The sequence below is a fragment of the Paenibacillus darwinianus genome, from assembly GCF_000598065.1.
Classification (GTDB): Bacteria; Bacillota; Bacilli; order Paenibacillales; family Paenibacillaceae; genus Paenibacillus_I; species Paenibacillus_I darwinianus.
Window position 1 is genome coordinate 13,523 of the sequence record NZ_KK082171.1, and the last position, 26,985, is coordinate 40,507.

20 protein-coding genes are annotated in these 26,985 nt (G+C 54.1%); all 20 read left to right on the forward strand.

The genetic code is table 11. The features are described from left to right. Nucleotides 1-73: 73 nt before the first annotated feature. The gene (locus BG52_RS09765; protein ID WP_036584504.1) at nt 74-772 is read left to right on the forward strand and encodes an SDR family oxidoreductase; all 699 of its coding nucleotides are present in this window, start codon (nt 74-76) and stop codon (nt 770-772) included. A gap of 36 nt (nt 773-808) precedes the next feature. Further along, nucleotides 809-1,216, forward strand: a complete 408-nt coding sequence (locus BG52_RS09770; protein ID WP_036584502.1) for a VOC family protein — start codon at nt 809-811, stop codon at nt 1,214-1,216. Nucleotides 1,217-1,621: 405 nt separating this feature from the next. After that, nucleotides 1,622-2,653 carry a LacI family DNA-binding transcriptional regulator gene (locus tag BG52_RS09775; RefSeq protein WP_036584581.1) on the forward strand — a complete coding sequence of 344 codons (1,032 nt, stop codon included), beginning with the start codon at nt 1,622-1,624 and terminating at the stop codon, nt 2,651-2,653. 366 nt (nt 2,654-3,019) lie between these two features. Next, complete coding sequence (locus tag BG52_RS09780) at nt 3,020-4,387, forward strand: ABC transporter substrate-binding protein (protein ID WP_036584500.1); 1,368 nt, start codon at nt 3,020-3,022, stop codon at nt 4,385-4,387. A 241-nt stretch (nt 4,388-4,628) separates the two neighbouring features. Next, a complete protein-coding gene (locus BG52_RS09785; protein WP_036584497.1) occupies nt 4,629-7,571 on the forward strand; it encodes an extracellular solute-binding protein in 2,943 nt (980 codons plus the stop codon). A gap of 108 nt (nt 7,572-7,679) precedes the next feature. Then, entirely contained in the window at nt 7,680-8,552 is an 873-nt protein-coding gene (locus tag BG52_RS09790; protein WP_397310202.1) for a carbohydrate ABC transporter permease, read from the forward strand. 4 nt (nt 8,553-8,556) lie between these two features. After that, complete coding sequence (locus tag BG52_RS09795; protein ID WP_036584493.1) at nt 8,557-9,429, forward strand: carbohydrate ABC transporter permease; 873 nt, start codon at nt 8,557-8,559, stop codon at nt 9,427-9,429. Nucleotides 9,430-9,442: 13 nt separating this feature from the next. Beyond that, nucleotides 9,443-10,909, forward strand: a complete 1,467-nt coding sequence (locus BG52_RS09800; protein ID WP_036584490.1) for an NHL repeat-containing protein — start codon at nt 9,443-9,445, stop codon at nt 10,907-10,909. Then, a complete protein-coding gene (locus tag BG52_RS09805; RefSeq protein WP_036584487.1) occupies nt 10,890-11,510 on the forward strand; it encodes a Yip1 family protein in 621 nt (206 codons plus the stop codon). Before BG52_RS09800 ends, BG52_RS09805 begins: the two co-directional genes overlap by 20 nt. A gap of 14 nt (nt 11,511-11,524) precedes the next feature. Next, nucleotides 11,525-14,107, forward strand: coding sequence for a DUF5696 domain-containing protein (locus BG52_RS09810; protein WP_223298976.1), 2,583 nt, complete (start codon nt 11,525-11,527; stop codon nt 14,105-14,107). Further along, entirely contained in the window at nt 14,100-15,002 is a 903-nt protein-coding gene (locus BG52_RS09815; protein ID WP_036584484.1) for a carbohydrate ABC transporter permease, read from the forward strand. Before BG52_RS09810 ends, BG52_RS09815 begins: the two co-directional genes overlap by 8 nt. Nucleotides 15,003-15,022: 20 nt before the next feature. Further along, on the forward strand, nt 15,023-16,024 hold the full coding sequence (locus tag BG52_RS09820) for a carbohydrate ABC transporter permease (protein ID WP_036584481.1): 1,002 nt from the start codon (nt 15,023-15,025) through the stop codon (nt 16,022-16,024). Nucleotides 16,025-16,139: 115 nt separating this feature from the next. Beyond that, nucleotides 16,140-17,171 carry a glycosyl hydrolase gene (locus BG52_RS09825; RefSeq protein WP_036584479.1) on the forward strand — a complete coding sequence of 344 codons (1,032 nt, stop codon included), beginning with the start codon at nt 16,140-16,142 and terminating at the stop codon, nt 17,169-17,171. A gap of 30 nt (nt 17,172-17,201) precedes the next feature. Then, nucleotides 17,202-18,302, forward strand: a complete 1,101-nt coding sequence (locus tag BG52_RS14890) for an SGNH/GDSL hydrolase family protein (protein WP_051588152.1) — start codon at nt 17,202-17,204, stop codon at nt 18,300-18,302. Between the two features lie 33 nt (nt 18,303-18,335). Continuing rightward, nucleotides 18,336-19,412: a Gfo/Idh/MocA family protein gene (locus BG52_RS09835; RefSeq protein ID WP_036584476.1), complete on the forward strand. Its 1,077-nt coding sequence runs from the start codon at nt 18,336-18,338 to the stop codon at nt 19,410-19,412. 25 nt (nt 19,413-19,437) lie between these two features. Further along, nucleotides 19,438-20,301 (forward strand): sugar phosphate isomerase/epimerase family protein, encoded by an 864-nt coding sequence (locus tag BG52_RS09840; protein ID WP_036584474.1) that lies wholly within the window; start codon nt 19,438-19,440, stop codon nt 20,299-20,301. Between the two features lie 453 nt (nt 20,302-20,754). Then, nucleotides 20,755-21,702 (forward strand): glycoside hydrolase family 113, encoded by a 948-nt coding sequence (locus tag BG52_RS09850; protein ID WP_051588154.1) that lies wholly within the window; start codon nt 20,755-20,757, stop codon nt 21,700-21,702. A 39-nt stretch (nt 21,703-21,741) separates the two neighbouring features. Then, nucleotides 21,742-23,262, forward strand: a complete 1,521-nt coding sequence (locus BG52_RS09855) for a glycosyl hydrolase (protein ID WP_051588150.1) — start codon at nt 21,742-21,744, stop codon at nt 23,260-23,262. A gap of 292 nt (nt 23,263-23,554) precedes the next feature. Continuing rightward, on the forward strand, nt 23,555-25,291 hold the full coding sequence (locus BG52_RS09860; RefSeq protein WP_036584470.1) for a sensor histidine kinase: 1,737 nt from the start codon (nt 23,555-23,557) through the stop codon (nt 25,289-25,291). Continuing rightward, nucleotides 25,288-26,862 (forward strand): response regulator transcription factor, encoded by a 1,575-nt coding sequence (locus BG52_RS09865; protein WP_036584468.1) that lies wholly within the window; start codon nt 25,288-25,290, stop codon nt 26,860-26,862. Before BG52_RS09860 ends, BG52_RS09865 begins: the two co-directional genes overlap by 4 nt. Nucleotides 26,863-26,985: the final 123 nt, after the last annotated feature.

Consider the following 26,985-nt stretch of genomic DNA (forward strand, 5'->3'; position numbering starts at 1 on the left):
AGGAGATCGGTCCGAACGGGATTGATCCTGGCTGACGCTTAAGCTGTCCCCCGCCGACAAAGGAGGAAACCTATTGAATCTGCTCATAACAGGCGCCAATCGCGGGCTGGGCTATGAGATTGCCGCCGAAGCGCTGGAGCGCGGCCATGCCGTGGTCGCGGGTGTGCGCAATCCCGGCGAAGCGAATCAGAAGCTGTCGGCACTTGCCGCCGCGCATGGAGAGCGGCTTGCCGTTGCGGAATTGGATGTGACGGACGAGGCGGGACTGTCCGCGCTGGCCTCCCGGATGAAGCGGGAGGGTAGGACGCTTGGGGCGATCGTCAATAACGCGGCGATCCTAACAGCCCGCAACACGCATATTGAGGACCTTAATATGGATGATGTGGCGAGGACATTTGAGATTAATCTCTATGGTCCGATGAGGGTGGTCAAGCATTTTCTGCCGCTGTTAACGGAGAAGGATGGCGCGGTGATCAATATTTCCTCCGAAGCGGGCAGCATCACGAATGCCTATCCGGACGATTATCCGTACGCGATCTCCAAAACCGCGCTTAATATGTTCTCACAGCAGCTGCTGGCTTATGTGAAAGACCGGGGCATTCAGGTGCTGAGCATTCACCCCGGCTGGATGAAGACGGATATGGGCGGCGAGAATGCGCCGACCGATCCGCGCAGCAGCGCCCGCGGCATCGTCGACCAGATCGAACGGCGAATCGTTCCGGAGAGCCGTTTCCGGTTTGTCGATTATTTCGGCAAAGCAATGCCCATATGAAGACCGCAGTCAAAACTCGTTCAGAGGAGAATGCCTATGATCAAAGGTATTGCCCATAACGCCATCCGTGTTACGGATATGGGAAAATCGCTGCACTTTTACTGCGACATCGCGGGGCTGACCAAAGCCTTCGAGATTCACGACGATAACGATAAGCCCTGGATCGTTTATTTGAAGGTAGCGGACGGACAATTCATCGAATTGTTCTATGGCGGCCGGCGCGAGTATGTCCAGCACCCGAGAAACGCGGGCTCCACCCACATTTGCTTCGAGGTGGACGATATCTTTACAACGGCCGATCGCCTCAAGCGGCATGGCTTCAAACTCGATATCGAGCCTATGCGCGGCAAGGATTATAACTATCCATGCTGGACCAAGGATCCTGACGGTTTTCCGATCGAATTCATGCAGCTCGATCCGCGTTCGCCGCAAAGCAACAGCTGAATATCCGGTATTCCAAATGACACTGACATGGACATGGCAAAAAACCTTGGAAAGGGTTTTTGCCATGTTTTTTGGACATTAAGCCATTAATCTCTTTTCGGGCACCTCCTCTTCATGCGTGCTGATTTTCGCGATCTATCCATTTACCGGGAAAAAGTCGATATAATACTGCACTGGTATTCTGGTCTACTGTCAAGGCAGAAATCATTCAGAGTCTATGCTAACAAAAAAGTATTTCATTTACCTAACGTTATGTTGTAAAATAACAATGGATGGCGATACATGTAAGATGAAATAGGCTTGATCAGATAGGAGCAGCTTGTGGCAGACGGCGCGGCAACGCAATTGCAGCATTTTACCTGCCCGTCGCTGCTTGGAGATTACAGGGGGACTAGGATGATGGCGATGAGGGGCAAAGTAACCGTACAGGAAATAGCCGATTTGGCGGGTGTGTCCAAATTTGCTGTTTCGAGGGCGTTATCCGGAAAATCGGGCGTCAGCGCGCAAACGCGGGAAATGATTCTTCGTGCGGCCGGACAGCTCGGGTATTTCAAGAACGAACCCAAAAGCTTCACCAACGAACTGAACGAATACAGCGGCAAAAAAGTGTCGGGTACCGTCGTCGTATTGTTTCCGAATATCCGGTACCAGAACAACGAGTCGGTCTATTGGGGGCCGGTGTTCGACGGAATCTCCGCCCGCTTGAACCAGCGAGGCATGGATATTCTGACCCTGACGGAACCTTCAAGCGATCATGTATTCTCGCTGCTTAATCCGGACGCGATTCAGGGAATCATTACGGTCGGTACGATTTCGACGGCGATTCTGCTCGACATCAATCGGCTCAATATTCCGGTGGTCATGGTGGATCATCAGGATCCGGCTTTCCATTGCGATACCGTCTTTACGGATAATTTCACATGCATGAAGGAATTGGTCACCAAGCTCGTCAGCAAAGGCTATAAAGACTTTCAATTCGTCGGCGATATCGGGGACGCACAAAGCTTCTACGAGCGCTGGCTCGCGTTCAAATCGACACTGGAGCAATTCGGGATTTCGTATCAGCCGATAGCAGAGCTTATCGGCCCGCCGGTGAGGGAAGTCCATGTCGTAATGGCGGATATCGCCGAAAAACAATTGCCGGAAGTGCTGGTCTGCGCGAACGATATTAATGCGGCCGTCACGATTGAAACGCTGCAGAAAAGAGGCATAATGATCCCGGAGCGGTGTGCCGTTACGGGCTTTGACAATACATTCGATACGCTGCCGATTCTGGCCACGGTGAACGTCAACAAGGAGCTGCTCGGCATGAGGGCCGTCGATCAAATGCTCTGGCGAATCGCAAACAAGGAGTCGAGCGTGGAGAAAAAGCTGATTTACGGCGATATCGTCATGCGTGAACAGCATTCTTTTCAGCTCACGGGATCAACACAATAGCATCCCGATCAACGACCGCCGGCCATCGGATAAGATCCGGTGGTTTTTGTTTTATTTATAAAGGCAAGTGTGAAATCGCTGATACTGCTGTGGGTCGATTCCGCGATGAACATAACGAACATAACGAAAATAACAAATAATAACGAATTTAAAAAATAAAATAAAAATGTTAGTCAAAATCGATTGACGATTTCTGAACTTGGATGGTAATATTAGCTTGTCATTGAGCAAAACAAAAATACTGGTGGTGATGTCATCCGTAAAGAAGCGTAAACGCTTTATCGTGGAATTCGACGGGGGTCAGACCCACAGAACGGTGCTTAACGGGTAACAATCGCCCGCAAAATGAGAACTGGAGGTCAGACGATGAAAAAAATGAAAGTGCTTTCGCTGGTGCTGATGGCGCTCATGTTGATCGTTACGGCTTGCGGCGGCAATAACACAGGGAGCAATAATCCCGCGAATGAAAATGTAAACGCAAACAATGGTGCTGCGACGAACGCCGAAGCACCCGCGGAGGATCCGAAAGAAGAAGCGGCGGCGGATCTTGGCGGGCGCGTCATCAGAATGGCGGCTTGGTGGGACATGACACCGAAGGGTGAGACCGCCGGCGAGAAAGCGCGGCTTGAAAAAATCGCCGAGATCGAGAAGAAATACAACGTGAAAATTGAGTTTGTCAACGTGCCTTTCGAGGAATACATGAACAAATTCACGACCACCGTGCTTGCGGGCGAACCGTTTGCGGACATTGTTCAGTTGGAGTACAAAAGCGCGATTGCGCCGGTACTGAAGGGCCAACTCCTTCCGCTCAGCGAATTTACCACGGCGGATAACGACATCAATAACGCGCAGAAGCTGACGATTAAATTGCCTCCGCTGGCTGGAGGAGAATACGGCTTCGATACCCCGGGACTGTCCTCGGTAGGCATTCACTATAACCGCGATCTTTTCAAAAAGCTTGGTTTGCCTGATCTTCAGGATGTCTATAACAGCGGCGAATGGACATGGGACAAGTTCCTCGAGATCGCCAAGCAAGCGACCCGCGACACCGACAACGACGGTAAAACCGATACGTACGGATTTTCTGGCTGGACCGGCAACATCGTAACGAACTTCGCAGCTTCCAATGGCGGCAAAATTGCCGACGATGAAACGGGGAAGGAAGGTCTTTCCGATCCGAGAGTGATCGAGGCGCTGGAGTTTGTCAATCGTCTCTACAACGAGGAGAACGTCGTATTTGTCAAGGGCGGCAACAAAACCGATTATAACGAGTTCAACACGTATAAAGACGGCAACGTGGCGATGTTTATCGGTTACGAGTGGATGCTGGGCGACCAGCCTTTTGAAGTCGGTGTCGTTCCGATGCCGATTGGGCCGCAGGGCACGAAAGATTTCACCTATGCGAATACCGCATTGGGCGGCAAATTCATCCCGAAAGGCATAAAAGATCCGCAAGTCGTCTACCAGATCTTCGAAGAGATGCAGGACGTTCCGCCGACAGAGGAGTATGTAGGCCAGGATTACATGGAATCGAAGTATTCGACGGAAGCTGATATCCAGATGATTCGCGATAACATCCAAGGCACAGGCATGGTGTATGTGCACGAAGGCTATCCGGACTTCCCGATCGGAGCGGTGATGGAGGACATTATCGTGAATAACGTATCGGTATCGTCCACGGTTGAGAAATACAAGCAGCAAGCGCAGGCATCGATGGATAAGCTGAAACCATAACGGCAATCGGCAATTCCGGACAGGAAGAGAGGGTTGCGTCAAAGGGACGCGGCCCTTTCTGTTTGTGAAGATCATAACGGTGCGAAAAACAAAAAGCATAATGTTCAGGTGAAAATGACTTATATAAACAGCGAAAATAATGATCAAACAAGATCCTAAACAATTAACAAAAAGCTTGATAATATGAAGCCTGAAACCGAATCGTGGATCGTATGGAGCTTATTCGATAGGGGGGCTGGCTTTGAAGAGTAAAGCAAGACTCAAGAGATGGGCATCGGCAACGATCGGCATATGCCTGGTTTCGGGGGTATTGATGACCTCGCCGCCTGTGTACGCTTTGGAAGCCGGGAAGTCCGCAGCACCGGACAACGCGGCCGGCCCATTGTCAGGCAACGACCGGCTATTCGAATTGCTGGAGGACAAACCGGCCTACTCCGATTATGTGGCGAAGTATGAAAGCGCTGTACAACCGGAACGGGAGATCGTGCTGGAAGGCACGGATTATACGCGTGTCGAAGGCAGAGGCTTCAAATCGGTACAAGCTTTCGATGGGCAGAGCGGCTCTTCCCTGCTCACCGGGGAGCAAGGCGAGGTGGAATGGACCTTTCAAGTGCCGGAAGCCGGATTCTATACGATTTCGATGCTCTATTACCCGATTGAAGGGAAAAGCTCAAGCATCGAACGCACGGTATTGATCGACGGTGCCATACCATTCGAAGAAGCGGCCTATGTGCAATTCGACCGTATTTGGGACAACGAGTACGACGAAATTCAGCGGGACAATCGCGGGAACGACCTTCGGCCTCAGCAGGTCGAGAAGCCCGCTTGGCGTGCCGCAGTCTTTAAGGATTTCGAGGGCTATTATGACAAACCTTTCCAATTCTACCTATCAAAAGGTACGCATACCTTGACGTTGATCTCGCAGCGTGAGCCGATGATCATCCGGAATCTGAAACTGTTTCCATATAAGGACCCCGCTTCTTATGAGGACACGTTAAAGCGCTATCAGGCAGAGGGGCAGGAAGAAACCGAAGGATTATTAATTGAAGTTCAGGGGGAAGACGCGATTGCGAAATCGTCTCCGACGCTGTATCCGGTAAATGAACGGACGAGTCCCGCCGTCTACCCGTACAGCGCGAAGGAAGTTCGCATCAATACGATCGGGGGTTACAACTGGCGCATCCCCGGTCAATGGATCGAATGGGAAATCGACGTACCGGAAACGGGCTTATATAAAATCGCCTTCAAGGCACAGCAGAACTTCGTGAGAGGCATCTATTCGACCAGGCAATTGACGATTGACGGAGAGGTGCCGTTCAAGGAAATGGAGAAGGTTGCGTTCCGGTTCAAGAATGGCTACCGGATGGACGTGATGGGCGCCAAGGAGCCCTATCTGTTCAAGCTGGAGAAGGGTAAGCATATCCTTCGCCTGGAGACGAGCCTCGGCGAATTCGCGCCGCTCATCCGTGAGGTCGAAGACAGTCTGTTCAATCTGAATGCGATGTATCGAAAAATTTTGATGGTTACCGGCACCGCGCCGGACGAGGTCCGTGACTACAGTGTCGAGCAGCGGATTCCGAATTTGTTGGAAACCTTCCAGGCTGAAAGCGATCGGCTGAAAGAAGTAGGCAAGCAGCTGAAAGCGTTATCCGGAGGAAGCAGCGACTCCGAGGCGCTGCTGAAGACGATGTCCGTCCAACTGGATGAAATGATCAAGGATCCCGATACGATTCCGAGAAGGCTGACAGCCTATAAAACCAATACCGGAGGCCTCGGAACCTGGATCCTGAAAGCGCGGGAGATGCCGCTGGAGATTGACGCCATCTATGTCTTGTCTCCGGACAAGAAGCTGCCGAAAGCCGGGATGGGGTTCTTCGCGGAACTATGGCATGAGATCGCAACGTTCTTTTATTCGTTCGTCATCGACTACAACCAAATCGGCAACGTGACAGAAGCGGAAGACCGGCGGTCCGTTACGGTCTGGATCGGCAGCGGCAGGGATCAGGCAAATACGCTGAAATCGATGATCGACGAAACCTTCACGCCGCTAACGGGCATTAACGTGAATTTGAAGCTGGCACAGATGCAAACTTTGCTTCCCGCCACGCTGGCGGGTCAGGGGCCGGACGTGGCGATGCAGATCGGGAACGATCTTCCTGTGAACTATGCAATGCGGAATGCGGCGGCCGACCTGACGCAGTTCCCGGATTTCGAAGAGGTATCGAAACGGTTCAGGGAAAGCGCCTTCGTTCCTTACTCTTATCAGAAAGGCGTTTATGCGTTGCCAGAAACGCAAACCTTCAACATGCTGTTTTATCGGAAAGACGTGCTGAAGGAGCTTGGACTGGACATTCCGCATACGTGGGGTGACGTCTCCAACCTGCTGGCGGTCCTGAACAAGAACCAGATGCAATTTGCGCTCCCGCTCGTGCTTCAGCCGTCCTACCCGGGGGAAAACATCCCGCCGAATTCCGTGTACGCAACGCTGCTCATGCAGAACGGCGGGCAATTCTATCGCAACGGGGGTAAAGAATCCGACCTGGATTCCCGGATCGGCGTTGAGACGTTTAAGGTGTGGACGGAGTTTTATACCGATTACAGGCTGGAGCGGGAATTCGATTTCCCGAACCGGTTCAGGACCGGCGAGATGCCGATCGGACTGGCGGATTATACAATGTATAACCAATTGTCGGTGTTTGCGCCGGAAATCCGCGGTATGTGGGGATTCGTTCCCGTACCGGGAACCGTGCAGAAAGATGGCGCCATCAACCGTGAGGTTCCAAGCGGCGGCAGCGGTACCCTGATGCTCGAAAGCGCCGAAGACAAAGAAGCGGCTTGGGCGTTCATGAAATGGTGGACCGGCGATGAGACGCAAACGCAGTTCGGCCGTGAGATGGAAGGCTTGATGGGCGCAGCGGCCCGTTATCCGACGGCGAACATCAACGCATTGGACAGCCTCCCTTGGACGGTAGGCGATTACCGGAATCTGAAAGCCCAGTTCGAGTGGGTGCGCGGCATTCCAGAGGTGCCGGGCGGCTATTTCACCGGTCGACATTTGTTCAATGCGTTCTACAGGGTCGTCGTTAATGCGAAGACCCAGCCGAGAGAAGCCATGATGGATTATGTCCAGTATATTCAAGACGAGATCAGCACCAAACGGAAAGAATTCGGTCTGGCTGACTAAAGGGAGGATGCAAGGATGTCAAACGCGAGTCTGCCGCATACGCCGCCCGCCGCGGCCGCTAAACCGGCGGTCCGGCGCGAGACCTGGTGGACGATCAGGAAGAAGGCGATGAAGGCCCATAAACACTCTTACATATTGATGGCGCCTTACATGCTGTTGTTCGGGCTGTTCACCATCCTGCCGGTCGTCATGTCTATACTGATCGGCTTTACGTATTTCAATATGCTCGAGTTTCCGCGGTTCATCGGATGGCAGAACTACACGCGCCTGTTCCTCGAGGACGATGTTTTCCTGATCGCGATCAAGAATACGCTGTTGTTCGCTGCCATAACCGGTCCGCTCAGCTATCTGGCCAGTTTTGTTTTTGCTTGGATCATTAACGATTTACGGCCGAAGATGAGGGCGTTCATGACGCTGATTTTCTATGCCCCTTCCATTTCCGGCAACGTGTTCTTTATCTGGCTGATCATTTTCTCCGGCGATCGTTACGGAATCGCCAACGGCTTCCTCATTAATTTAGGGATGATGCTGGAGCCGATTCAATGGCTCAAGACGGAAAAGTACATTTTGCCGATCATCATTCTTGTTCAACTGTGGCTCAGTCTGGGCACCGGCTTCCTGGCTTTCATCGCCGGTCTGCAGACGGTCGATCGCACCTTGTACGAAGCCGGTGCGGTAGACGGCGTGAACAACCGTTGGCAGGAGTTGTGGTATATTACGCTCCCGTCCATGAAACCGCAGCTGATGTTCGGAGCTGTCATTCAGCTCACCGCCTCATTCGCGGTGGCGGATGTCTCCATCGCGCTCGCCGGGTTTCCGAGCGTCAACTATGCGGCGGAAACCATCGTCACCCATCTGATCGACTTCGGCACGATCCGATTCGAGATGGGCTTCGCCTCCGCGATTGCGACCGTGCTGTTCATGTTGATGGTCGGCACGAATTTGATCGTTCAACGACTTCTGCGGAAGGTGGGTGAGTAAGCGTATGAATAATTCCGCATTCATGCTTAGGGGCAAAAAACGCGTGAACCGTTCGTTCATGGGAAGCTTCTGGTTATTCCTGCTGCTCGCGCTTATGGGGGCTTTCATGGCTTTGCCTCTCGTGTACGCGATCAATGCCGCCTTCAAGCCTTTGGACGAGGTATTCCTATTCCCGCCGACGCTTTTCGTCCGGAATCCCACGATGACCAACTTCGTCGATCTGGTCAATCTGCTAGGTAATTCCTGGGTTCCGTTCTCGCGTTATCTATTCAACACGGTATTCATTACCGGGATGGGCATAGCGGGCCACGTCCTTCTGGCATCGGCGGCGGCTTATCCGCTTGCCAAGCATTATTTTCCGGGCAAAACGATCCTGTTCACCACCGTTGTCCTGTCGCTTATGTTCACGCCGCAGGTTACCGCGATTCCGAACTATATGATCATGTCTTGGATCGGTTTGATCGACACGTACTGGGCGGTCATCGTGCCCGCATTCGCATTTCCGTTAGGCCTGTATCTGATGAAGCAGTTCATGGAGCAGATGCCCGACGCCCTGATGGAAGCGGCCAAAATCGACGGCGCCAGCGAATATCGGATTTTCTGGCAGATTGTCATGCCTAACGTCAAGCCGGCTTGGCTGACGCTGATCATCCTGCTTTTTCAAATGCTCTGGGGCTCGGACGGGAACGGCTTCATCTACAGCGAACAGCTCAAAACGCTGCATTACGCTTCAAACCAGATCATTCAAGGCGGCATTGCCCGGGCCGGCGTGGGCGCCGCGGTAGCGCTGATCCTGATGAGCGTGCCGATCACCCTGTTCATGTTCTCGCAGAGCCGCATCATTGAAACCATGGCCACTTCCGGCATGAAGGACTGAGGGGGGTCGACGGATGCTGCTGAAAAAAGCGATTCTCGTATTGGCTGTTGTTTCCCTTCTGGCAATCGATGCCGTCCCGGCTGCGGCGTCCGCGCCTTACGACAGCTATACCTACAATTATTATGAGGACGGTGTCCGGATTCCGGCGCCGTTCCTCCCCGACCGTTCCGTATCGGGTGCGGATCTCGGCGTCGGTGACTTCGTCGATCCGAACGACATGTATGTAACGGTTGACGGCCAGATTTATATTCTCGACAGCGGCAACCGCCGCATCATCAGCTTGGATAAGAATTGGCGTCTCATCCGCGAGATCGCGGTTTTCGACAACAACGGCAAAGAGGACGGCTTCGCCAACCCGGGCGGCATTTTCGTGACCGAAGATAAACGGATCTATGTCGCGGACACCGAGCGTCAACGCATTGTTGTGCTGACGAACGAAGGGGATCTCGTCAACATCATCGAGAACCCGGCGTCCGACATTCTGCCTCGGGATTTCAAGTTCGTCCCGCTGAAGGTGACGGTGGACAAGGCGAACCGCGTGTTCGTCGTCGTGCGGGGGGTATTCGAAGGGCTGATGCAGTTCGACGAGAACGGCGCGTTCATCGGATATGTCGGAACCATCAATCTGACGCAGAATCTGTGGGATAAAATGTGGAGGCTCGTGGCAACGGATGCGCAGAAGCGCCAGATGCGGTTGTATATTCCGACCGAGTTCGTGAGCGTCGATATCGACCAAAAGGGCTTCGTCTATTCGACCAACATCGATCTGGAGACCCAAAAGCCGGTAAAACGGCTCAACCCTTCCGGCCAGGACGTGTTGAAGCGGTTCGGCCGCCATCCCGTAGTCGGCGATGTGCGTTACCGGATTTTCGGCAACAATGCCGGGCCTTCGAAGCTCGTGGACATCAAGGTGCTCGGCGACGGCATGTATACCGTGCTCGATTCGTTCCGAGGCCGGCTATTCACGTACAACGACGAGGGCGAGCTGTTGTACGTTTTCGGCGGCAAAGGCACGCAGCTCGGCACCTTTAAGACCCCTGTCGCCGTTGAACGAGTGGGGGATAAGCTCGCCGTGCTGGACCGCGGCAAGAACAGCATAGCCGTGTTCAAGCCGACCGCGTTCGGCAGAAGCGTCCATCAGGCGGTAAGGCTTCAGTATAACGGCAACGATGCCGAATCGGTGAAGATGTGGAAGGAGGCGCTTCGCATGAACGCCAACTACGACATTGCCTATATCGGGATCGGCAAAGCGATGCTGATGGAGAAGAAGAACAAGGAGGCACTGGAATATTTCAAGCTCGGCATGCAGCGGAAGTATTATTCGGTCGCTTACAAGCGATACCGCAGAGAGGTAATGAAAGAGTATTTCGGCACCTTCCTAACCGTGCTGATGGCGGCCGTAGCCGCGCTGGCGGCATTCCGGCTGACGAAGAGAGGGAGAACGAGGAGGGCTGAGCGCCGTGAAGCAGGACTTTATTAAGTTTCCGCTTCATGTCATCCTGCGTCCGTTCGACGGATTCTGGGACATGAAATACGAAGCGAAAGGCAAGATGAGGGTAGCGCTGTCCGTGCTGTTCCTCGTCGTGATCACGATGATCCTGCAGAAGCAATACGCGGGGTTCTTGGTGAACTTCAATGATCCGCGGTATCTGAACAGTCTTAACGATCTGCAATATATCGTACTGCCGTTCTTCCTCTGGTGCATCGCGAACTGGTCGATCACGACGTTGATGGAGGGAGAAGGCAATTTCAAGGAGATCGTGATGGCTTCGGCCTATGCGATGGCGCCGCTCATTCTGATCTACTTGCCGACGACATTCTTGAGCCGGTTCATGGCTGCCGAAGAAACGGCATTTTATTATCTGCTGAATTCGATTGCCGTCATCTGGTTTCTGTTCTTGTTATTCGTCGGCATCATGACGGTGCATCAGTATACGGCGGCCAAGACCGTGCTGACGATGGTCCTTAGTGTCGTGGCGATGGGCATCATCGTCTTCCTGGGCACGCTGGCTTACAGTATGATCATGCAGATGTACTGGTTTGTGATTGACATCTACCGGGAACTGATATTCCGGGCATAAGGAGGCCGCCCCCCTTGATAAAACAAAAAAAATGGCTAGCGGTGGCGGCCTGCGCCGCAATTGCCGGAATCGCAGTCTTTTTCATTATTCTCAACACGCGCGGCGTACCGGCCATCGATGCGGCTTCTTATACGCAAGGTACGGCTGAGCTTGCGCGAGCGGCGGCGCTTAAGGCGCTTCCGGGCGGCTCGGACGCAGTCCCGGGCATGAAGCTCGTTGCGCAGACCGACGATCTGGCTTTGTATTATCATGCCGATACGACAGAGTTCGCTGTAGAGGATAAGCGCAGCGGCAAGATATGGCGCAGCAGCCCGGCCGAACGCGATTCGGATGCCAAAGCGTCGCCGTTCGAGAAGGAGTCCATGGCCTCTCCGGTCAACATTTCCTTCCGGGACGCGGTTGGTAACCTGAACACGTACACCAGCTTCGGACAGAGCGTCAGCAAGCAGCAGTTTACAGCGGAAAGCATCGAGAACGGGGTCCGGGTCACCTATACGCTCGGGGACATGTCGCTCGGGATTGAAGCGCTGCCCCGGCTGATCAGCAAGAAACGGCTGGAGGAGAAGGTTCTCAGTAAATTGGACGAAGCGACTGCGCGTTACGTCGGTTTGCGCTATTATCCGCTATCTTCAAATAAGGAAGTGCTGGAGCGTATGGACGCCCAACTTGCCCGGCAGCTGGTGCTGAACAAAATGCTGGCCGCCTTCGAAAAAGCGGGTTACACGACGGACGATTTGGCGCTCGACAACGAAGAGAACGGGATTGCCGGGGGCGCGGCTTCCGATCGGCCCAACTTCACCGTACCGCTCGAATACAGGCTGGACGGCGATTCCCTGCTGATCTCGGTGCCAGTCGCGCAGATCAAGGAAAGCGAAGCCTATCGCATCCGCTCGATCGAGCTGCTCGGTTATTTCGGAGCCGCAGGCATGGAGGAGAACGGCTACATGTTCGTGCCGGACGGAACGGGTAGCCTGATCTATTTAAACAATGGCAAAGTGAAAAACGAACTGTATGCGCAGCGTTTGTACGGCGACGACTACAACGATAACAGCGGCCGCCGCGGCCAAGTCGCCCAAAGCGCACGAATGCCGGTATTCGGCTTGAAGTCGGGCGGCGACGCCTGGTTCGCGGTCATCGAACAAGGAGACGGAATCGCCGGCATCAACGCCGATATTTCCGGCAAACAAAACTCCTACAACCATGTGTACAGCAGCTTTGCCGTTCGCGGAGAGGACTCGCTGGATCTCTACAAGGGCAATCAAGTAGAGTCCATCAAACTGTTGTCGGAGCGGCGGTATGAAGGCGACATCAAGGTTCGGTACAGTTTCCTGTCCGGTGAAGACGCGGATTATTCCGGCATGGCCAAGCTCTACCGCAACCGGCTTACGGAGACAGGCGTTCTGAAGCCGCTCGAAGAAAGCGCTGCAATCCCGTTCTATGTGGATATGTTGGGGGCGATCGAGAAGAGGCGAACCTTCCTGGGCATTCCTTATGATGCACTGGTGTCGATGACCTCCTTCGAACAGGCCGGGCAAATCGCCGAAAAGCTTCAATCGGACGGGATCACCAATATCCAAATGCGATTTATGGGCTGGTTCAATAAGGGTTTGAACCATAAGCTGCCTGTGAACGTGAAGGTGGACGAAGTGCTTGGCGGGAAGCCGGAATTGAAGGCGCTCGAGGACAAGGTGGCCGAAATCGGCGGTAGGCTGTACCCGGATGTGTCCTTCCAGCAAGTGTACCAAGATGACCGCTATTTCACCCCTTCTTCGGATGGGGCAAGGTTTCTTACCCGGGAAGAAGCGGCGCGTACAGCGTTTAATCCCGCGTTCAACGCCATGGACTTCGATTTGGGCATCTATTATCTCCTGTCCCCCGCCAAGCTTCCGTATTATGTCGATCAGTTCATCGACAGCTACGCTTCGTACGGGACGGACGCCGTTGCTCTTCGCGATCTCGGAGATTTGGTCTATTCGGATTACCGCGTAAATCGCGTCATTTTCCGTGAAACCGCCAAGAACATCATTACTGGGCAGCTCGGGAAGATCAAGGAGAAATACCCGAATACGTTACTGACCGGAGGGAACGCCTTTGCGCTGCCATATGCCGATCAGGTTATCAATGTGCCGACTTCGACCAGTAAATTCAATATTACGGATGAGGAAGTGCCCTTCTATCAGATGGTGCTGCATGGATTCGTCGACTATGCCGGATCGGCGATCAATCTGGACGACGAGCAGGACATGAAACGGCAAATGCTTCGCAGCCTAGAACTCGGTGCGGCTCCTCATTTCCTGTGGTCCTACGAGCCGTCGTCCAAGCTGAAGTACACCCGCTTCGATACCATGTATTCCACGGATTACGTGGCATGGTATGACGATGCCGTTGCCATGTACAAAGAAGTAAACGCGGTGCTCTCCGGCTTACGGACGCAAGCGATCAAACGTCATACGCGGCTTGCCGACGGACTCGTGGAGGTTCAATATGAGGACGGTGCATCCGTTCTCGTCAACTATACCGAACAGCCCGTCATGATCAAAGGGACTCGCGTAGATGCGCAAAGTTATGCGCTCGTAAGGGGTGGCAAAGATGAATAAACGAAGTTTGACCCTTACCCGGCGGAGAGCTTTGCTTGGCGTCGCATTCATTCTCCCTTGGCTGCTCGGATTTTTGTTCCTGTTCGCGATACCGCTCGTGCAGTCCGTCAAGTTCAGCTTCAACGAACTGATCATTGCACCCGGCGGATACGAATTGATGAATGTCGGCTGGAAAAACTTCAACGACGCCTTATTCGTCGATGCGAATTTTAACCGGATTCTTACGGATTCCGTGGCAGCGATGCTCGTGGATGTGCCGTTGATTTTGTTCTTCAGCCTGTTCGCGGCAACGCTGCTTAATCAGAAGTTCAAGGGCCGGGGCTTCGCGAGAGCGGTTTTTTTCCTGCCGGTTATTCTGGCCTCCGGCGCGATTGCGTCGGCCGAAGCGGCGGGCCTTATCAACCTGGTCGGCAATTCGGAGGCGGCAAAAGAGGTCGGAGACGCCCAATCCGGGGTCGATATCCTGTCCATGGTCATCATGCTGGATGAAGCCGGTATGCCGCGGTGGTTCATCGACTATATTATCGAAGCCGTCATGCGGATTTATGAAATTATCCGCAGCTCCGGCGTACAGATTCTCATTTTCCTGGCCGCCCTGCAGTCGGTTCCTGCCGCGATGTACGAAGTGGCCAAGATGGAAGGCGCAACGCCTTACGAATCATTCTGGAAAATTACGTTTCCGATGGTGAGTCCGCTTATTCTAACCAATGCCATTTATACGATTATCGATTCGTTCACGGACAGCCCGGTTACCCAAACGATATTCGCGACGGCGTTTCAGACGCAGAATTTCGGTCTCAGCGCCGCCATGTCCTGGCTGTATACGCTGGTCGTCGGCGTCCTGCTGCTTATTGTCGGCGTGCTGATTTCCAGAAAAGTGTTCTACTATAACTGATTCGAGGGGAGAGGCGAATCTTGGATGCCAAAAGGGCACGCAGCGAAGCGGTAATCTATTACAAGTTCAGGAAGACCAAGAACAAATCGCTGGAGTGGCTATGGGCCGCATTCCGGTATGCGCTGATTATCGGGATCTCGTTCGTCATCCTCTATCCTTTGCTGCAGAAAGTGTCGGTTGCCGTTAAAGCGAAAGAGGATATTTATAATCCGACGATCTATATGGTGCCCGTAAACTTCACGCTTGACAACATCCGCATGGCGATCGAGCTGCTCGACTATTGGCCGCTTCTTGGAAATACGCTCTTATTCGTGACGGTGATTACCTTGCTGCAGGCCGCTTCGTGTGCGCTTGCGGGCTATGGCTTCGCCCGGTTTGATTTTCCCGGAAGCAACGTGTTGTTCACACTGGTCATTCTTACCATCCTGATCCCGATGAGCACCTTGATGGTTCCGATGTACCTTCATTTCCGAAGCTTCGACATTCTCGGCATCGTCAGTCTGTTGACCGGTAAGGACGGCGTGAATTTGCTGAATACGTTCTGGCCGTCCATGATCACGGCAGCAACCGCAAACGGATTGAAGTCGGGTCTGTTCATCTATATTTTCCGTCAATTTTTCCGGGGGCTGCCCAAGGAAATCGAGGAAGCGGCGCTCATCGACGGGGCGGGAGGGTTCAAAACCTTTTTTCGGATCATGCTTCCCAATGCTGTTCCGCCGCTGCTTACCGTGATTCTGTTCGCCTTCGTCTGGCAGTATAACGACACGTTCTTCACCACGCTGTTCATGAGCGAGAGCAATCTGATGCCGGTGAATATCGCCGCGCTTCCCGCAGATGCGAGCCAACAGATTCCGCTCATGCTCGGGGTCGGGACCAATCCGAATGTGAAGGCGGATCCGAATTATGTGGCGATGGTCGTCGACACCGGTATCCTGCTCGCCATTCTGCCTTTGATCGTGATGTATTGGTTTGTGCAGCGTTATTTTGTGGAAAGCGTGGAGCGCACGGGCGTTGTCGGCTAAACGGATCGCTCCGCAATCCTGCAGGTTCGCCCGTCTTCGTATGATCGCGATCGACGTTGTTCTCACCGAAGTGGATGACGATTCAGACTTAAGACGCAATAGGGAGTGGCTGACCATGATCAATCTGACAAGCGACGCAAATTTTCGGGTCGAACCGAACTTGATTAATCCGGACGCATCGGATAACGCGAAGCGGCTGATGGCTTTTCTCTGCGATATGTACGGGAAGCGTATGCTGACCGGCCAGCAAGCGGGAGTCGGGCGCAACCCGGAGCCGGAGATCATCCTTGAAGCGACGGGAAAATACCCGGCTGTAATGGGATTCGATTTGATGGATTATTCGCCGGGACGGACGGAGCGCGGCGCCGTTTCCCAGGATACCGATCTCGCGATCGACTGGTGGAAGCAAGGCGGGATTGTGACGTTCTGCTGGCATTGGGGGGCCCCGAAGGATCTGCTGGATCGGGATCCTGACCAGCACTGGAGCAAGGGGTTCTATGCGAACGCGACCGCCTTCGATATCGAAGCGGCGATGAAGGATCCGTCTTCGGAATCATTTGCTTTGCTACTTCGCGATATCGACGCGATCGCCGAAGAGCTACGCCGGCTTCAGGACGAGGGCGTGCCGGTGCTGTGGCGTCCGCTGCACGAGGCGTCCGGCGGCTGGTTCTGGTGGGGCGCGAAAGGCCCTGGGCCCTGTATTGCGCTTTGGAAGCTGATGTACGACCGGTTGACGCGGCTTCACGGACTGAATAACCTGATCTGGGTCTGGAACGGCCAGCACGGCGATTGGTACCCGGGCGACGAATATGTGGACATCATCGGCGAAGACATTTATCCGCCGGAGCGAAATTATGAGTCGCAAGTCGACCGGTTCCGTCAGGCGTTGTCCTATACGTCCGCCAATAAGATCATTACGCTGTCCGAGAACGGACCCCTGCCGGACCCTGACCTGCTGATTCAGGACGGCGCACCCTGGTCTTGGTGTTGTACGTGGTACGGAACATTCGTGTACAGAGAGGATAACGGACGGCTGGTATACTCCGAGAAATATACGGAACTCAAGATGCTGCGGAAATTATACGATCACCCGTTTACCTTGACGCGGGAAGATTTGCCGGATCTGACGGCCTACCGTCTCCCCTAAGCGGCAAACAGACAAGAAGGAGCAAATAAGATGACGCTGCAGATTTGGAAGCATCGCAAAGCACTGACCGGCACGTTCCGCAAGTTGAATGAGGGAAGAATCACCCTCGGATTTATCGGCGGCTCCATCACGGACGCCAGACCCAGGCACAACTGGCCTGAGCCGGTTATTGCCTGGTTCGCCCGGAGCTTCCCTGAGGCGAGAATTGCGGTCGAGAATGCCGCGATCGGAGCGACGGGAAGCGACCTCGGCGTCTTGCGGGCTGAGCGGGATCTCATCCACCGAGGCTGCGACATCGTGTTCGTCGAATATGCGGTTAACGATCACGATACGCCCTCCGAGCGGCGCAGGCGAACGCGGGAGGGCTTGATTCGGAAGCTGCTCGCTGACGGGGAACGGGATGTGGTGTTCGTATACACTTTTTGTCAGGATATGTACGAGCCGATGGCAGCCGGCCGGGAGCCGGATTCAATTCGGGAATTGGAAGAGCTCGCGGAGCATTACGGAATCGGCTCGGTCTGGATGGGGCTGCACGCGCTGGAGGAAGTCCGGAAAGGCGCTATCCGTTGGGAGGAATGGCTGCCGGACGGTCTCCATCCGACCGCCAGGGGCAGCATGAGCTACGGCGAAAGCGTAATCGCCTTCTTGAAACAGGATTCATCGCGTGCGGGCGACCCGTACTGGGTTGAAAGGCAGTCGGCGGCAATGGTGAAGCCGCTTGACCTGTTGCATTGGGGGGAATCAATCCAATTGCCTCTGGATGAGGTGAGTACGGAAGGTCCTTGGACGATCCGTCGATGGCCTTACTATGAATGGATTGACCGCGTGCTGGAAACGGCTGCGGTAGGAGCGAAGCTGGCATTTACGTTTGACGGCAGGGGAGTTGCCCTGGGATTCGATTTCGGGCGGACGTCCGCCGAGTTTCGTTACCGGATCGACGGCGGCGAATGGGTATCCGTTGCACGGGATCGCCCGGATTGGGTCGGCGACGATGGCTGGTACCGGCTGTGGGTACACGGAGACGATCTGAACCGCGAGGCGCACCGTTTCGAGCTTGAGGTCATTCACGGCAACCGGACCGAATGCCGGGGCACCAACTTCAGGCTGGGCATGATTTGCGTTATTCGCTGATGAAGGAAACCAATCGATTGGAGGAGATTGACCATGACAAATGAGAATAAAATCAGACTTGGTATGATCGGCGCGGGCAACATCGGAGGCGTGCACATCGGAGAATTCTCCAAACTGTCGGACGAATGCGAAATCGTGGCGATCACCGACATCGATCAAGCCAAAGCCCGGAAGCGTGCCGAGGCGAACGGGATTCCGATCGTGACGGCAACCAATGAGGAGCTCATCGGCCATCCGGAAGTGGATGCGGTGATCGTGGGGGTGCCTAATCAGCATCATGCCCCGCTTGCTGTTCAAGCGCTCGAGGCCGGCAAGCATGTGCTGTTGGAGAAGCCGATGGGCATCAGCGGCGATGCCGCCCGGCAAATCCTGCAGGCGAGCCGCAAGTCGGATAAGGTGCTGATGGTGGCCCATCAAATGCGGTGGGAATCGGTTCCGTTGCAAATCAAGGAGCAGGTGGATCGAGGAGAATTAGGCCGTATCTATGCCGCGAAGACCGGCTGGTTCCGCCGCAAAGGCATCCCCGGCTGGGGCACCTGGTTCACGCAAACCGAGCAGTCGGGCGGCGGTCCGCTGATCGACATCGGCGTGCATATGCTGGATCTGGCGCTCTTCCTGATGGGGAACCCGAAGCCTGTGTCCGTTTTCGGATCGACCTATGCGGAATTCGGGCCCAAGCGGAGAGGGATCGGCGCATGGGGGACGCCGGATTGGAACGGTGTTTACGACGTCGAAGATTTGGCGATGGCGCTCATCAAAATGGAGGACGGAAGCTCTCTCACGCTGGAGGTGAGCTGGGCCGTTCATATGGATACGGACAATACGCCGTTCATCCATCTGATGGGTACCGAAGGGGGCGCAGCCTACCGTGGCGCGAGCGGCAAGCTGCTGACGGAAAAGTTCGACCGGCCGTCGGAGACGGAGCTGCGCAAGCCGGACAACGACGAAGGGGAACGGCTGCGTCTTAGCCGCCACTTCCTGGCGTGTATCCACGACGGCAAGCAGCCGATCAGTTCGGCATTGACCGGGTTTACCAACAATCTCGTTCTGGACGCGATCTACGAGTCGTCCCGCACGGGGGATGAAGTCAAGCTCAACTGGAATGCGTAAGATTCGAAAGGAAGGAGGCCTAGCCATGTTATACGGACTCACGCGCGCCGGCTTAGGCGATATCGGAAGTGACGAGCAGTTCCTCAAGAAGGCGGCGCACTACGGTTTTGAAGCTGTCGACATCGATGCTTTGGGACTTATCAAGCGGCACGGCATTGAGAACGCCCAAGAGCTGCTCCGGCAGAATCAGATGGTTATCGGTTCGATCGGATTGCCTGTGGAGTGGCGGCAGAGCGATGCGGTGTTTCGGGATGGATTGACCGGCCTGACCGAGGCCGCCGAGGCGGCCGCCGCGCTCGGCTGCACCGCTTGCTGCACCTATATTTTGCCCTCGACCGATCAGAAGGCGTCGCATTTTATGGCGCTGGCCACGAAACGGATGCGAATCGCAGCCCGGATTCTCGATGCTTACGGCATTCGGCTGGGCCTGGAATTCGTCGGTCCGCATCACTTGCGCACCGGATGGGCGAATCCGTTCATCTGGACGATGGAGGAAACGCTGGATTGGATCGATGCGATCGGCGAGCCGAATGTGGGACTTCTATTCGACGCTTATCACTGGCATACGAACGGATCGACGGTTGAGGACATTTATAAGCTGCGTGCTGACCAGATCGTTCATGTCCATATCAATGATGCCCCGGACGTGCCGGTGGAAGACGTGCTGGACAATGCCCGATTGTATCCGGGAGAAGGAGTTATCGATTTGCCCGGTTTTCTGCACGCTCTCCATCATATCGGGTATGCTGGCGTTGTGGCGCAGGAAATATTGACGCAGATGGCGCCGTCCGACTCCTCCGAAACGCTGTTGAATCGTTCCAGCAAAGGCTTCGACAAGGTATTCCAGGCTGCTGCGATTCGTCGGACTAAGAGAGGCGATGGCGAATGAACCCGAAAGTCATCGGGATCGGCCATACTACCTGGTTTCAAGAATACGTTCGCGTTATATGTGACGACGACGGAAAGCCATGGATCCAATTTGTCAGGAAAGCTGGCTGCCAGTTTATCGTGTTATAATTCAGCTCCCGGAAGGCGGACGGTTTATGACGCCGCCGCCGCGCCGGGAGCACAGACTCGAGATCATCGGCGATTCCATCAGCGCCGCGTTCGGGCAACGAAGGGAAAAACGGCGATCCGAATATTCCGGCCGACGTGAAGCGGGACGGTCTCGGCGAAACCGGCCATCCGAATGTCATTACGCACCGCCTTATGGCCGAGCAATTGATCCGCGTACTGCAGAGAGACGCCGGCTGGCAGCAGCAGGAATAAAAACAGAGGGCACGTCAACTTGGTGTGCGACCTTCCGGAGGACAACAGATTGAATCGGATGTTCATAAAAGGCATGACATGGGGTTGGAATAGCACCCGGGGGGCCTATCGGACGCCGGAAGCGGCGGACTCCATCATAAAGCTGCGTGAAACGGGCAGCGAATGGATCGCCCTGTCGTTCTATACGCGGCAAGAGTCGGTTCATTCCACGGAAATTCCTTTCGAATACGGCTATACCATGACCGACCGGGACATCGCGTTCGCGGTCGCCGAGGCCCGAAAGGCGGGGCTGAAGGTATGCTTGAAGCCCGTCGTGAATTCAAAGGACGGCATATGGCGGGCGCACATCGGATTCCCGGATGAAGAAAGCGCGACGCAGCCTTACTGGGACAAATGGTTCGAATCCTATACGTATTTCCTGCTGCATTACGCGGAATTGGCGGAGGAGCTCGGCTGCGAAATGTTCTGTGTCGGCTGCGAAATGGTGAAAACCGAATCGCAAACGGCCAGGTGGACCACGCTGATCGCGCGCGTCCGGGAGGTTTATTCGGGACCGCTCATCTACAATGCCAATCACGGCAAGGAAGAAGGCGTGGCCTGGTTCGATCAGGTGGATATGATCGGAACGAGCGCCTACTACCCTGTCGGCAGCGTTCCTGGCGATACGGAAGACAATATGATCGCAAAATGGCTGCCGGTTCGCGATAAGCTAGCAAAGCTTCACCGCAGGTTCAACAAACCGGTCGTCTTTATGGAAATCGGCTGCCGCAGTGCGCATGGCTGCGCGACGATGCCATGGGAGTTCTCGCATACCGAGTTGTCCTTCAATGAAGAAGAGCAAGCGAATTTTTACAGCTCGGCAATAAAAGTATTCTGGGATCAAGAGTGGTTCGGTGGATTTTTCTGGTGGGACTGGAGCGTGAAGCTTTATCCCCGATCGGAAGCCAAGAACGACCGCGGCTTCGATATTTACGGCAAACAAGCGGAGACCGTCCTGAAGCATTGGTATTTGGCTAAATAAGCCGTCCGGGAAGTTGAAAATCGGAGGGAGGCAGGTTATGTGTTCAGAAAATTAGGTAACGGATTGCTCATTCTCGCACTCATTGCTGCCGTCGCACCCGGCTTGGACAAAAAGACAGAGGCGGCGTCGGTAACCTATGAAGCGGAGGAGGGCGTACTAACGGGTGTAAGCGTATCTTCCGAGACGGCAGGCTACTCCGGCAACGGTTACGTCACGGGCTTCAACGAAAACTCCGATTCGGTTGTCATCACTGTGAACGTTCCTGCAACGGGGCTGTATGCATTAACCGTTCGTTATCATTCGCCGTACGGAGATAAGAAGACAAACCTGTTTTTGAACGGCAATCCGAGCGGCGAACTTACGTTAAGACAGAGCGTCGGGTTCGAAGAAGCGCAAGGCGGCAAGCTATTATTGCAAGCCGGGAACAACACCATCGGCTTCGTCAGCAACTGGGGGTGGTACAACATCGACGCGATCCGTATCGAACAAGCACCGACGCCTCTTCCCCATCAAGTGACGAAGGACCTCGTCAATCCGAAAGCTTCCAAAGAAGCCGAGGCGCTGTACCGGTATCTGAGATCCGAGTACGGCAATCGTATCCTGTCGGGGCAGCAGACCTTGGCCGATGCGAATTGGGTTTATAACACGACGGGCAAAAAACCGGCCGTTCTCGGTCTCGACCTGATCGACTACTCGCCCTCCCGCGTTGAATACGGTGCGTCTTCAACAGAGGTGGAGGAGGCGCTCGAATGGGATGAACAAGGCGGGATCGTCACGTTCGCCTGGCATTGGAACGCGCCGAAGGGACTGATCAATCAACCCGGCAAAGAGTGGTGGAAAGGCTTCTACACCTATGCGACGACATTTGATGTCCAATATGCGATGGACAATCCGCAGTCGGAAGATTATAAGCTGCTGGTGCGTGATATCGATGCGATCGCCGTTCAACTGAAACGTCTGCAGGAAGCGAAGGTTCCCGTTCTCTGGAGGCCCCTTCATGAAGCGGAGGGCGGCTGGTTCTGGTGGGGAGCGAAAGGCCCGGAGCCGGCAAAGAAGCTATACCGCCTCATGTATGACAGACTTACCAACTATCATAAGCTGAACAACCTGATTTGGGTTTGGAATTCCGAGAACCCGGCATGGTACCCTGGCGACGCGTACGTGGACATTGTGAGCATCGACAGCTATCCGCAGGCGGGGGATTACGGTCCGCTAAGCAATCGATATGACAATCTGAAGGGACTGGTGAACGACCGGAAGCTCATTGCCCTTACCGAGAACGGGCCGATTCCGGACCCCGAGTTGCTTGAGTTGTACAGTGCGCATTGGAGCTGGTTCGTAACGTGGTCCGGTCCATTTATACAAGACGGCATTCAGAATGATCGTCAGCATCTGATTGAGGTATACAATCATCCCTATGTGCTGACATTGGATGAGTTGCCGGACTGGAAGAAGCGCGGGTACAAGGAAAAGGACAACGAAAACGATAGAGTTCGTGAAGAAGAGAGCGGAAATAGGGACGAATTCACCCGGCGTTTCTTTTATTTTTCCTCAAAGTGATGAGCGTGGTGTACGGCGAGACCGATTTGGCTCAGTTCTATTTTATGAAAAATGAGGCCGCCAAGACGTTATGGCGACCTCGTTTTTTTACATACAAATTTGCAGTCGGATTTGGGTGCCTGAACGCCGATCGTGGAAAAAGTACTGCATTTCGTTGTTTTCCGTGATGTCGGGCTGCAAGGGCAAAGATTTACAATATGCATGAAAACGCAATAGGTCCCCGCATGTTTATTTATGTCGAGAAGGAAGGTAAGATAAGAATACAAATTACCGGTTATAAGGATGTCAGACGATGAAAGCCTACTTTCCATTCACGTATAAAATGATGGTGCCGTACCTGACTTTGGTGCTGTTAACAGACGTGCTTATCGGTTACATTTCATATACGATGCTCATCCGATCCCGGACGGAGATGGCGGAGACGAACATCCGGACCGCCATGGAGCAGACGAGAAACAACCTGGAGTACCAAATGGACGAGATCCGCCGCATGTCCGACACGCTGTTCGGCAGCCTGTCTTTTCAGCGCGCGCTGCAGAAGAAGGGGGATTCGCTGGATATCTATCTGACCATGATGGATGAAATCGTTCCGCAAATCCAGGCGCCGATGCAGTTGTTCGGGAATAATATCCGGTTGATACTGTACACGCTGAACGAAGATCTCAATTATGTGGCCGGCGACAATATGGCGGAGCCCATCAAGGACAGCGATTATTATGTGCTGCCCTTCGCCGAGGTTCGGGACACCGATTGGATGAAAACCATCCAGGCGGATGGACTGGACAATTTGTGGCTTCAGGTGGGCACCGACCGGCCGTTATCGAATATTTCCCATTTCCGCAAACTGGTGTCTTACAGTGATTATCAAACCGTGATCGGTTACGTCAGAATCACAGCCAGTCTGGAGGATTTGCTCGGGGATTTCGTCGCCTACCCGGTTGAAGAGGGCGTTTCCTTGCGGTTGACCGACGTGAAGACGGGAGTTTCTCTGTATCAGCGCGGGCCAGCCGATGTCGGAACGGGCTCCAGAGCCTCGCTTCGCCTCACGGAACGGATTCCCGGTGTCGATTATGTGATCGAAACATGGGTGCCCCACTCCTACCTGAACAAAGACGCCGCCCGGCTGAGGCAGGTTATTGTGATGGTCTGCGCCGTTAGTTTTCTGGTTATGGCCTTTATCGGATACATCGTCGCGCGTCTGTCGGGGCGGAAGATGAAGCGGATCGTTGCGTTGATCCGATCGTTTCAGGAAGGCAATTTTCAGAAACGGATCCGATTTGCCGGCAACGACGAATTCGTCCAGATCGCAGATGCCTTCAATACAATGGCAGCCAATATTCAAGAGCTTATCAACAACGTATACATACAAGGTATTCAGAAAAAGCAGGCGGAGCTTGAGGCGCTTCAGGCGCAGATCAACCCCCATTTTCTGTACAATACGCTGTCGGCCGTCAGCAGCTTGGCCAATCTGGGTGAAACTCGGAAGGTAACGGAGATGGTCCGGGGGCTTTCCAGGTTCTACCGGTTGTCTCTTAATCAAGGACAAGTTTTGATTCCGCTAACCAAGGAATTGGAGCAGGTGGGCACCTATCTCGAGATTCAACAGGTCAAATATGCGGATGCGTTCACCGTCTATTACGATGTGGAGCCGGAAATCATGGACATCCCGGTCATCAAATTAATTTTGCAGCCGTTCGTCGAAAATATATTCAAGCATGCGTGGTTCGGGGATACGATCGCGATCCGTATTACCGGCAGGCGGATCGGCAACCGGATTGAGCTGAAAGTGATCGACAACGGAATCGGCATGAAGCCGGAAGCGCTGAAAAGCATGCCGTACCGGTCAAGCGAATCGGGTGGGTATGGCTTGAAAAACGTGGTGGACCGCATTAAGCTCAGTTATGGTGAGGAATCGGGCATTCACATCGCCAGCATATACGGCGGAGGAACCACCGTGCAAATCCTGCTTCCGATCAACGAAAGCGGGGAGCAGGACGGACAAAGCGAGGGGGGGAAAGGTCATTTATGAGTACGATCAACATTCTTTTGGTGGACGACGAGGCCATCGATTTGGAATGGCTGAGACGCCGGGTATCCGGCTTCGACTTGCCGTTGAACGTGATCGGCACTGCCCATAACGGATTCCATGCGCTGAAGCGGATGGAAGCATCCCGAACCGATATCATCCTGTCCGATATCCGAATGCCGATTATGTCGGGGATCGAGTTCGCCCGCCAAGCGAAGGAGATCCATCCATCCGTCAAAACCGTCTTCATCAGCGGACATGAAGATTTCGGCTACGCGAAGGAAGCTATTCAACTCAATGCTCACGGTTATTTGCTGAAGCCGGTGGAAGATACAGAGCTTTACGAGATGCTTAAGGCATTATGCGCGAAGGTGGAAGAAGAATGGGAACAGAACCGTTCTTTAACGGAGGCTCTTTCGCTCGTCCAGCAAGAACTGCTGCTGCGCTGGTTCAACGAGGCAGCCCAGGGAACGGTCGAGCAGCATATCCGCAACGTGCTGCTGCCTTTGCCGGGCACCGGATCCGCAGCGGCCATCATCGAACCGGACGATCTGGAGTGGAAAACGCGCGACATGACAGAGGATCAGCGGCGGGCGTTGATCGCCGGTCTCGAGCGGTTCATAAGGAAATATGCCGAGGATATGCAGCTCGGAACGTTCATCCCCGATCATCACGCGCGCTATGTCGTGCTGGCCGGACAGCAGGAGGAGCGGTTTACGACGCTGCTTGATAGCTTGATTCAGGCGGTGAGGGACGCTTTTCCGCTGACTGTTACGATCGGGATCGGGAAGTTTGCGTATGAGCTGGAGCCGCTACATAAGTCCTATCGACAGGCCCAGGCGGCGCTAAGCGCCAAATGGCTGCTTGGCAAAAACCGGATCATTCGGGAAGTGTCGGATCCGGCGTCGCAACAGACGTTCAGCTTGAATCTGGAACCGACGGTCGACCGCATGCTTAAGGCCATCCTGGAGTATGATCTGGTTGCGATCGACGATTGTCTGCTGCAGCTGTTCGGTAAAGATGTGCCGTTAACCCGCATAACGGATGTGTATGATCTAATCATTCGCATTACCTCCAAGCTGCATGCGGATCTTCAGCAAATGAACGAGAGTTTGTACGAGCTGCTGAAGTGGGAGTCCCATCAGCCGGTCGTACTGTTCCAATTTGAGACGGTTCACGATATCCTGTCGTGGCTGCGGCGCAGATTTTTCGAGCTCTCCGAGCTGCTGTACATGAAGAGGCGGAAGCAAAAAAGGAAGCTGATCGAGGGGATTATGCAATATGTGGAAGACCGTATGGAGCAGAAGATCACGCTGAAAGAGGTTGCGGCGCATTTCGATTTTACGCCCAATTATCTCGGCCATTTGTTCAAAGAGGAAACAGGCACGCATTTCAGCGATTTTCTGAACGAGCGCCGGACGAAGCATGTTTGCGGGCTCCTGTCCGACCCGACGCTGAAGATTTATGAGATTGCCGAACGCTGCGGCTACAAGAACATCATCTACTTCAATCGGCAGTTCAAGCAGTCGACGGGCATGGCGCCCGGCGAATACCGGAAAAAGCATAAAATTTAATACCGCTTCAGCGTTGGGCTCCGGTCGGTAGACACGGAGCCTTTGACTGCTTATCAGGTCGAAGAAAATCAATAAATCGTAGAAAGTGTATTCGTTTTAGTTGCTTCTCTGAATCCAAAAGGA